Origin of the sequence: Effusibacillus lacus (assembly GCF_002335525.1) — a bacterium.
GTDB classification, from domain to species: domain Bacteria; phylum Bacillota; class Bacilli; order Tumebacillales; family Effusibacillaceae; genus Effusibacillus; species Effusibacillus lacus.
On sequence record NZ_BDUF01000106.1, the window covers coordinates 31,861 to 41,997 of the forward strand.

General features: G+C 50.1%; 11 protein-coding genes. 3 read left to right on the forward strand and 8 right to left on the reverse strand.

Features of this window, described 5'->3' with window-relative positions:
• The first annotated feature begins 299 nt into the window (after positions 1-299).
• Complete coding sequence (locus EFBL_RS17455; protein WP_096183545.1) at positions 300-2,477, forward strand: WIAG-tail domain; 2,178 nt, start codon at positions 300-302, stop codon at positions 2,475-2,477.
• A 140-nt stretch (positions 2,478-2,617) separates the two neighbouring features.
• Here EFBL_RS17455 and EFBL_RS17460 read toward each other — a convergent pair whose 3' ends face one another.
• Positions 2,618-3,052, reverse strand: coding sequence for a peptidylprolyl isomerase (locus EFBL_RS17460; RefSeq protein ID WP_096183547.1), 435 nt, complete (start codon positions 3,050-3,052; stop codon positions 2,618-2,620).
• A 240-nt stretch (positions 3,053-3,292) separates the two neighbouring features.
• Here EFBL_RS17460 and EFBL_RS17465 point away from each other — a divergent pair, with 240 nt between their 5' ends.
• Complete coding sequence (locus tag EFBL_RS17465) at positions 3,293-3,541, forward strand: hypothetical protein (RefSeq protein ID WP_096183549.1); 249 nt, start codon at positions 3,293-3,295, stop codon at positions 3,539-3,541.
• A gap of 22 nt (positions 3,542-3,563) precedes the next feature.
• Entirely contained in the window at positions 3,564-4,355 is a 792-nt protein-coding gene (locus EFBL_RS17470; protein WP_096183551.1) for a carbon-nitrogen family hydrolase, read from the forward strand.
• Positions 4,356-4,399: 44 nt separating this feature from the next.
• Here the strand turns inward: EFBL_RS17470 and EFBL_RS17475 are convergent, their stop codons facing one another.
• From EFBL_RS17475 to EFBL_RS20725, 7 genes are all read right to left on the reverse strand, one after another.
• Complete coding sequence (locus EFBL_RS17475) at positions 4,400-5,494, reverse strand: YheC/YheD family endospore coat-associated protein (protein ID WP_231705868.1); 1,095 nt, start codon at positions 5,492-5,494, stop codon at positions 4,400-4,402.
• Between the two features lie 530 nt (positions 5,495-6,024).
• A complete protein-coding gene (locus EFBL_RS20720) occupies positions 6,025-6,186 on the reverse strand; it encodes a hypothetical protein (RefSeq protein ID WP_165912532.1) in 162 nt (53 codons plus the stop codon).
• A gap of 118 nt (positions 6,187-6,304) precedes the next feature.
• Positions 6,305-6,781, reverse strand: a complete 477-nt coding sequence (locus EFBL_RS17480) for a hypothetical protein (RefSeq protein WP_096183555.1) — start codon at positions 6,779-6,781, stop codon at positions 6,305-6,307.
• 104 nt (positions 6,782-6,885) lie between these two features.
• Positions 6,886-8,274 (reverse strand): class II fumarate hydratase, encoded by a 1,389-nt coding sequence (locus EFBL_RS17485; protein WP_096183557.1) that lies wholly within the window; start codon positions 8,272-8,274, stop codon positions 6,886-6,888.
• Positions 8,271-8,795 carry a D-glycero-alpha-D-manno-heptose-1,7-bisphosphate 7-phosphatase gene (locus EFBL_RS17490; RefSeq protein ID WP_096183559.1) on the reverse strand — a complete coding sequence of 175 codons (525 nt, stop codon included), beginning with the start codon at positions 8,793-8,795 and terminating at the stop codon, positions 8,271-8,273. Before EFBL_RS17490 ends, EFBL_RS17485 begins: the two co-directional genes overlap by 4 nt.
• 180 nt (positions 8,796-8,975) lie before the next feature.
• Complete coding sequence (locus EFBL_RS17495; protein ID WP_096183561.1) at positions 8,976-9,743, reverse strand: DUF881 domain-containing protein; 768 nt, start codon at positions 9,741-9,743, stop codon at positions 8,976-8,978.
• Positions 9,740-10,137, reverse strand: a 398-nt coding sequence (locus tag EFBL_RS20725) for an RNA polymerase sigma factor (protein ID WP_172899741.1), incomplete at its 5' end; no start/stop codon positions are given. The genes EFBL_RS17495 and EFBL_RS20725, both read right to left, overlap by 4 nt.

Below are 10,137 nucleotides of genomic sequence, written 5' to 3' on the forward strand. Positions count from 1 at the left end.
AACAGCCCCATTCTGATGACCCGGTTTACCACTTTCAATGACAATCGTCCGGCTGCCCGGACCCGGGCAGGCATCAACGATCTGGGTGACGTGATTCGCCGGGTGTTTCCCACGACAAGATAAACACTCCTTCAATAGACTTAAGCGGGAAACTTTAAGGCCGTTGACCTCCTTTTTGTCAACGGCCTTTTTCTTTGTTTCCACGAACACCCATTTTTCGGGGAAAGTGTACCTGTCAGGTCAGTCCATGAATATTTTGGGAATAAGTCTGCACATATGCACACTAGGAGGCTGACAAGATGGTTAGAAAGAAGCGCAAGAACCGCTTGGTCCCACCCGACAGAGAAGTCTTAACACAATCGATTCGCAGGTGGGATTGGGAAGAGGAGGAACAAAGTTTCGATTGGCTCGATGAGGAGGAAGAACCTGCCCAGTTGTCACAAGACAAGGCGCCGGAAGCCGATCCCATGGACAAACGGTTGAAGTTTCGGGAACGGAATGAGAACTCCATAGTGGTCGTTTACACCGACGATCTGTCCGACGGTGCCGTCACTACCGAAAAAATAGCAGATCGAGCGATTACCGCTTCCAAAATCAAACCTGGCAGCATACGTACCGAATTGATATCGGATTATGCAATCGATACCACCAAGCTGGATGATAAAAGCATCACCTCCGGCAAGCTGGCACCCGCTTCCGTCCTTAACGAACATATTGCAGATCTGGAAATCACCGGGGACAAAATTCAAAACCGTGCCATCACCGGCAACAAATTGGCGGATAACAGCATTACTTCTGAAAAGCTTGCAGACAAAACCATCGATTCAATGAAAATTGCAGAGGGTTCCATTCATACAAAGCATTTGCACGAGCAGTCCATTACCGCTGAACTTCTGCAAGACCAATCGGTAACATCCGAAAAAATAAAGGTCAGTGCCGTACAGACGAATCACCTCTCCAATGGTGTCGTCAATTCCGCAAAATTGGCTGATGGGTCTGTAATCGCCAGTAAAATCAGGAATGGAGCCATAACGGAAGAGAAACTGTCTGTCAACAGCGTATCCTCCTTTCATCTGCAGCCCAAGTCGGTGCTTCAACACCATCTTTCCCACAATATTATCTCCAGTGAACATCTTAACGACTTCTGTGTAAGAACCGAGCATCTTGCCGTAGGGGCTGTAACGGCAGGCCAAATCAAGGAAGGAGCCGTAACGTCCGAGAAAATTCTTTCGGATGCGGTCACTTCCGAAAAAATTAAGGACGGGGCAATTACGGGAAAGAAAATCCCCCCGCAGACCATATCCTCTTCTCACCTGCAGGTCAAATCCGTTACTCAAAGCCACCTGGCTCAAGGAAGTGTCAACTCGGAACACCTGGCAGCAAAAAGCATCAAACAGGAGCATATTGGAGACGAGACGGTTGTCACCCGCCATTTGCGAAACGAATCGATTACTTCCGAGAAACTGACAAAACGTGCCGTTCATTCCATCCATATTGCGGATCAGGCTATCGAACGCAAACACTTGTGTGACGGGATCGTCATGACCAATCATTTGACGGACCATTCTGTGACCACATCCAAAGTGGCCCCCGAATCCATATCGACTGACAAAATTATCGATCTGTCCGTAACTACATCCAAGCTGGCGGATTCTTCGGTATCGTCCAGAAAACTCTCGGCAGAAGCCGTAAAACGCCATCACCTGGCAAAAGCGGTTGTGACAAAAGACAAAATCGCGCCCAAATCCATTGATTCAGAGCATATTGAACCGGCAGCCGTAACGGCCGAACACATTCAGGAAAATGCCGTATCGGTAAAAACCATCCAGAATCAGTCCGTTACAACTGAAAAAATTGCCGACAATTCCATTACATCCAACAAAATCTGTAATCAGGCAATCGGCAGCGAGCATCTCATGAACGGGGCGATTGAGAGCCGTCATTTGAAGGCGGGAGTCATCGGTGGATCCCATTTGGAAGATGGCATCATAACCGTGGAGAAGTTGGCGGGAGATTGCATAGACGCCCTGAAACTCAAAACATCCTGCGTGCAAACTGAACACCTTGCCGCCCTGTCTGTTTCTGCCGATAAAATCAGGCTGGGTGCCATAAGTACCGAACATCTGGCCAACCACTCGGTCACCGAAGAGAAGCTGTCGTTTTCCCCTGTCCACTCTGTAAAAAATAATGCTTTGAACCAATTTGGAATTGTCCCCTTTGAGTTCGAAGAGGAAGCTACTTCTGTTGATATCAGACTATCCTTTGAGGAACCCTTCGCCAATTCGAATTATGCAATTGTGGCCATGACCAACCACGCGGATTGCTACGCCGCCGTGAAAGAACAATCCCATGACAGCGCAATTATCACCGTTGTCACCAGATATACCGGGAACGACCAGCTCGGACTTCTTCACTGGATTGCAATGGGTGACAAACTTCGCGAATCTGAAACCTTGCAAGTTAAAGACGCAAATTAATATGTTCAATCAGCAGCCTGTTTGCGGCTGCTTTTTTGTATGCAGATTTGACAGCAACAGCCCAGTAAAACAAAAAGGCAGAGCTCCTGTCAACCGAGTCTGCCTCCCTACATATTGCTTATCGTTTGACTTTCCTTGGGCTATTCATTCCACACCTCAACTTTCTCCATTACATCTCCTTGTTTAATGCTATCCACATGCTCCATTCCTTCAATAACTTGACCGAACACTGTATGTACTCCGTCAAGGTGAGGCTGTGGTTCGTAGACTATAAAGAACTGGCTGCTCCCTGTGTCCTTGCCTGCATGGGCCATTGACAGGGCGCCACGGATATGCTTGTGTGGGTTCCCTTCAGTCTCGCATTTGATTGTATATCCTGCTCCACCATATCCTGTTCCCAGTGGGCAGCCTCCCTGAGCCACAAATCCCTTTATGACTCTGTGGAACTTCAATCCATTGTAAAAACCTTCATTAGCAAGCTGTTCAAAGTTTGCCACAGTGTTTGGTGCATCCTCAGGGAAAAATTGAATAATCACTTCCCCACCATTCTTCAATGTAATTCGTCCTTTTTTCATGACTTCCTCCTTATGCGTGTCCTCCTGCTAATTGTGACGATTTACCGTCAGCTTGTCAATTTTGTTGCAAGTATGTATCATTGAGGAAAAATGAAAGGAAAGACAGTGACTAACAAGCACTTGCCTGAAGGTCGTCAAATCTGACATAGACGGTTTCCTCGTAAGCATATGGTGGATGAATACGATGACATCAAACAAGGCGACAAAATGGCGAAAGTCACTGTCTTCGAGGAGTAAACCATGGCAAAAGAAGTTCGTGAAACAACGCCGGTTCCTGACATTGGCAGCGAGGTCAACGAAATTGCCGAATATCTGGAACTGCAGGTGGGTCCGGTCACGGAAGCCCACAAACGGCTTCTGACAGATCTTGTTCAGCGATACGGAGCGGCTGCCGTTACCCTGACTCTTGTTTCGGAGATGAGTCAGCTTGATATGGTGACAGCCCTGCTTCAACAGGGCAAGGAAAGCTTGAGGAAACGCAAGCGGTAGGAATAGAGAGCAGGTTGGGGGAATGCAAGTGGAGAAACTGCGGATAGCCATAATCCAGATGGATATTGCCTTCGGGGATGCAAGAGCGAACCGGGAGAAGGCCGATCGAATGATTCGGCAGGCTGCGGCAACGGGAACCGATTTGATTCTGCTGCCGGAGCTTTGGACAACCGCTTACGATCTGACCCGTATCCTGGAATTGGCAGACAATGAGGGGCAGGAAACAAAGGAACAAATGTCTCGCCTGGCAAAAGACCTGAATGTCAACATCCTGGCCGGTTCGGTGGCCAATAAACGGGAGGGCCGGGTATATAACACGACTTTCCTGTTCAACAGAAGGGGGGAGCCAATGTTCACCTACTCGAAGCTCCATTTGTTCCGTCTGATGGACGAGGAGAAATATCTTGCGGCAGGCAGTGAAATTGGCCAAATTGAGGTGGAAGGCCTTCCTTGCGGCACCATGATCTGTTACGATCTCAGATTTCCTGAACTTTCCCGCAAACTGGCTTTGGCAGGCGCCAAGGTTCTCTTTATCCCGGCGGAATGGCCCCATCCCCGTCTGCATCATTGGCGAACCCTGCAGATGGCGAGGGCCATCGAAAACCAGATGTTTGTCGTTTCCTGCAACCGGGTGGGACGAGCCGGTGACACCGAATTTTTCGGTCATTCCATGGTGGTTGACCCGTGGGGAGAAATCCTTTGCGAAGCCGGTGAAGAGGAACAAATTCTCCATACGGAAATTGACCTGAAACTGGCGGATACCGTTCGGCAGCGTATACCCATATTTGAGGACCGGCGATCCGATCTCTATTGAATGACTGCGTTTATGAAGGACTAACTTTACCTGAGACAACGGGGTCAGGAAGAAAAATTTTGCTTATTCAGCAGAAATATTCCATAGCGGATGGGATTCTGAAACGTGTTCCGCCACATTTTTCTTTGTCTGGCGTTACGAAAGGTAATTCGAAGATCCCTGCCGTTAGCTTCAAAAAATTTGACTGCTCCGTTCCGGGTGACAGTCAGATCCAGTCCCAGATCGGCCACATGGGGATCCATTCTCTCCAACTGTCTGGCAATCAGCAGTCCTGATTGTTTGAGGCGGCCATATACCACATTTGCCTTCTGCATGCCAAACACTCTCTCCAACAATCTCCTGGCGGCAACCGCTTTGCCTCCGACCGCCAAATTAGTGGCATGAGACCCTTCTTTTCCAATCTTGGCCACAATCCCCGAGACGGTCCACATTCCCGTCCCGCTTTTCTGGACTGACACGCGAAAATCGACCGGTTGCCGACGATGCCGCAGCATCGATATTCCTTCCTGAATGAGATACGGACGCTTTTCCAACCGTTTATACAAAAGTTGGATTTGATGATGGGGAATTGTGTTTTGACGGAAACGACCGTTGACAGTCCGGGTGACCTTTACACCCTCAGGTGTACGCCTAAGACGGATCACGCCGATTCCCAGGCTTCCGCTGCGCGGTTTGAGATAAATGACCGGGAATCGGTCCAGCCATTTGACAATTTGCTTGGCTGACACCAGCGTTTCCGTTTGCGGCAAATATCCGGCAGTCGGGAGATGCCGGCCCAACTGTCTGTGAACCCGCCACTTGTCAAAGCGCATTGTGCGGTTATACAATACGGATCCATTGTGGACTATGTGGGAGTAAATCTGTTTATCCTTTTGTTTTATCAACAGAGCGCGGTTGTGAATCACGGTAGGAAGACGATAAATTCCTTCCTGGTAAGTTTGGGCGGAAGGGTTCCAGTGATACGCACGGACCAACCTCTTTCCGACCGAAAATGAGCGGGGAGTGAAGAACACAACAGTTTTACCGGCCCTGGAGGCTGCCTCCGTGTAAAAGGGCAAGTATTCGAATCCATATCGTCCTCGAAGTGCGGCCTTCATCTGCAATTCACCCACCAAAACACCCAGATCGGCAGTCTGCACCCTCAAGATTTTCCCCTCCCTTTAAGAACTATCTTATGAGGTAATGGACGGTTGTTCTTGTGCACGCGCTTAGAAACCCTTATATTTTTCAGCCCATTTTGATGGAATAAGACCATCCATTGGGTAACCACTGTGAGGACAATACCTAATGCCTGTGCGGTAGCCCGTTTTTTCAATATAGGGCTGGTGTCCTATACAGAAACGGAATGATTTGCATCATATGTACTATCTTCACGGATGCAGGTGAAGAGAGGTGTTCAAAAAAGGAGAAAGGAGGTCCATCATGTACGGATACGGAATTTTCGGCGGATACACCCGTTGGGCGGTTGTGTTCCTGATCATCTTCGTTTTGTTCTTCCTGCTCGTTCCTTATACAGCCGGTGCCGCTTGCTAAAGGAAAGCTGAACAAACAATAGGGCCTTAACGAAGAAGGATTCAGGTATGAATGCAGTTGCATGTCTACTAAGTTCAAATGAACCGCAAAAAAACCTCCTGCAAGCCGACAGGAGGTTTTTCATTATAGGCAGCTGTCACAAGAGGTTGTGCCACTCTTTGTTCTGTGCAATCTCCTCATAGCAGTGTTCGCAGAGTTGGCCGGCCCCATCAATATAATGTTCCCGCATGTAAGACGGGGTGTTTTTCTCTATCTCTGTTGCCTGTTGGCACAAAGCACAAGGCTCTCCCTGGTTCATGGCGATCCCTCCATCAACTATTTACTGACTATTATACAAATTATCTGAAAAATATCCAGTTACTTTTTTGAATTTTATGTGAAAAAAGGGGTCCTCCGCCAGGGGAAGACCCGTTTGCTTAGTACCACCAGTAAGGACGGGGATAGTATGGATAAAAGGGCCGGTAAATCGGTCTGAAGAAGGGAAAGCCAAACCCAAATCCGAATTGCGGTCCAAAGGGAGGGAACCCAAAGAACGGAAACAATTGGCGGGTTTCATCTTCGTAGCTGCCACCGGCAGTCTGTGCCCGGTCCTCGGCACCGTCCGACTCCATCCCATAACCTTCCTCAGGCCGATACGGAAACCCGGGGAAATAGCTCCACGGAACTTGACACAAGTGGGGATACGTTGCTCCTGCAGGAACAGAAAACGGTGGAGCATATGGCACATTCTGCCACTGGTATCCCGGTAAAGCAGTTTCTGTCAAGGCGGTTCCCGCAACACCCGGATAGGCTCCCGATACCGCTTTTCCCGGCATTGCACCATCACCACCCATCCATTCACCAATTCCCTCGATAATGTCCCCCGGTGTTATCTGACGTTCATCTTGACTCATGCGGCAAACTCCCCTCCATGGATATTTGCCCGGTAAACAGGCACATTGCAGAATATGCAGTACCGGGGAAAAAGGGCGCTTGCCCCTCCAAAAATGGGCGATTGCTACTTGCCTGTCATTTCCCTCAAGTTCAGGTACCTGGCCAACTGCTCCTCCGGAATTCCTTCCGCACGAGCAATTTCGCGCACGGGCTGATTTTCTGCGTAAGCCCGCTTGGCAATTTCGGCAGCACGGTCATACCCGATCAAAGGATTCAGGGCTGTAGCCACTGAAGTACTCATTTCAGCGTAATAAAGACATCTTTCTTCGTTTGCTTCCATGCCGACAATGCACTTGTCGGTAAAAGCCCTGATTCCGGTTGCCAGGATCCGGATGGCATGCAGCAAATTGTATGCCATCACAGGCATCATCACATTGAGTTCCAACTGGGAAGCAGAACCGGCCGAAGCGACCGTCATGTCGCAGCCGAATACCTGATAGCAGATCATATTCATCATTTCCGGCAGTACCGGGTTCACCTTGCCCGGCATAATGGAGGAACCGGGCTGTACAACGGGGAGATTCACCTCGGCCAACCCGGTACGGGGACCGGAGGAAAGCAGCCGGATATCGTTTGCAATCTTCATGACAGTGGTTGCCAACGCCCTGATCTGCCCGCTGACTTCGACTGCCGCATCCGGATTTTGAACAAAGGTAAAATAATCGACAGGTTTGCGGAACGGCAATCCCGTGAAGTTTGCCACTTCCGCAATCGCCTTTTCCGAATAGTCGGGGTGAGCGTTTATTCCTGTCCCCACCGCATTTCCGCCAAGCCCTATGAGCAACAGCCGTTCGCTCACCTGTTTCAGCATCTCGCGGCGCATTCGGACCGCGTTGGCATAACCTCCAAATTCCTGGCCAAGCCGCATGGGAACCGCATCCTGGAGGTGAGTGCGTCCGGATTTGATGATCGGATCCCAAAGCCTTGCCTTCTTGAACAATTCTTCTTCAAAGTGAAGTACGTTTGGCAGAAGATCATGGGTGATGGCTTCCATCGCCGCAATGTTCATCGCGACATGAATGGTGTCGTTGGTGGATTGCGCCATGTTGACATGGTCGTTGGGATGCACAAGCGATGTGTCTCCCCGTTCACCGCCCATGATTTCACAAGCGCGATTGGCGATCACTTCATTGGCGTTCATGTTTTGCGATGTTCCGGCACCTGCCTGGTAAACATCCACCACGAAATGTTCGTTGAATTTCCCGTCGATTACCTCTTCTGCTGCTGCAATGATCGCGGCCGCTTTGTCAGGGTCAAGCTCCCCGACATCCCGATTGGCGATCGCAGCAGCCCGTTTAATAATCCCCTGTGCGCGAATAAACCGTGGCGGGAGCCGCAGACCTGAAATGGGGAAATTGTGGCGGGCCCTCTCCGTTTGAGCACCGTAGTAGGCACTGGCCGGGACACGCACTTCTCCCAGCGAGTCTCTTGAGATCCGATAGTCAACCGTCATCTGTTCATCACTCCTTGATTCAGAATCTGATTCACCGCTTCTGTAAGATCCTTGGCAACCAGATCCGCATCGGCATGTCCCTTCCCGATAAATACCGTACGTGTGCCTGCCCTTCTGCCAGCCTGTATGTCAAAGTCCCTATCGCCAACCATAAAGCTTTGATCCAAGTCGATGTTGTATTTGGAAGCCAGTTCCAAAATCATTCCCGGTTCCGGTTTTCGGCATCCGCACCCCGCATGGGGCCTGTGTGAGCAATAGCGGATGTCATCGATTACCGCACCGTCCCTGGACAATTCGCGAATCATCTTGTCATGGACGCTCCGCAAATCTTCTTCCGTCATGTACCCAAGTCCGACACCGCCCTGATTGGTCACGACAAACACCCGGTACCCCGCATCCTGAAGCCGCTTGACAGCAGCCCCAACACCAGGAAAGAGAATCAGGTCATCCGGCTTGTTGATCGGCCTGACATTGTCATTGATAACGCCGTCCCGATCCAGAAATACCGCCTTCTGCCCCACGCCAATCCCCCTTTTTCATTACCCTCGTCATTCCTCTTTTTCCACCAAGTGCTAGTTTGTACCGAACAGGTTAGGTTCAGTCACAAGGAGGAAAATTGAAAAAAGAGAGGATACATAGAGAGCACTGCAAAATACAGCCCTCTCCACATTGCCTCTCTTTTGCATCATGTGGTTGTCAGTTTACTTTATGCTTTCTTTCACTACCCGGACTTCCACAGCCACCTTCGAAGCTTGCCTGAGGGTCTGAATACTGGATCCCTTTCGTTCAATTGCATCCTGGAGCTGCTTGGGATCTCCGTCAACCAGAACCTGGTAGGGGCGAGAAAGGGGTACCCCCTTTACTGCCAAAAAGTTGTCTTTCCACTCAACGACATCCTCCGCAGACACTGACACTCCATTGACGGACACCCAATTTGCCCCGTTCTTATATAGTTCCAGGACAACCTGCCGGAAGTCTTCCGGCGCAATCCTGTTCCCCACCTGCTTCGCTTCCTCCAGTTCATTTGCTGAAGAAGGTTCGGTCAAAGTGATCCGCAAACCTCTTGTCAGAGTTTGGTCAGCCGTTGACTTGCCGAGATTGGCCGATTCACCTTTAGAAATTGTGTCAGCCATCGGCTTTTGCTTTTCAGTTGAGTTTGCAGCAGATTTCTCCCCAGGAGCGGAACTGAGAGCCGATCCCCCAGCCGATTGATTTGCCGCATGATTCATGCTTGTCAATTGGGGATTGGCTGCCAGGAAGAACCCGCCGATCAGAATCAGCGCCCCGATGAAAGAGGCGACCGCTGCAGACAAACGAATCCGTCTCCAATCCCGTTTCAATTTCACATCCGGCACCGGTTCTTCCATGATCCGAGCAAAAATCTCCTGTTCCAAACCCGGTCTTGGCTCCATCGGTTTCAAGGAATTCAGCAGTTCTGCGACATTGTCCAGCTCTTTCTTGCGTTTCACAGCGGTCTCACCTCCTCTGAAGCGACAGCCCCGTCCACTGCAAACAGGGGATCGGCCTCCAATATTTTCCTGAGCTTGCGCAATGCTCGAAACAGCTGCACTTTGACAGAGGTTTCGCTGCAGTCAAGGATTTGTGCGGTCTCTCTTGTTGAATAACCGTGAATATTGCGCAGGATCACAACCGACCGTTGAGCCTCGTTCAATTGCAGCAGCGCTTTCTGTAATAGACTCAACCGTTCCCGATCGGTTACAGCTTGTTCCGGATGATCTGTTGGCGACTCCAGTCCCAGAAGATCTTCCTCTCCGGCAGGGGCCGGTTTTTTACGGGCGTAATAGGTCCGGACCGTATTCCTGGCGATAGCATACAACCAGGTTCGAACCTCCGAGTCGCCGC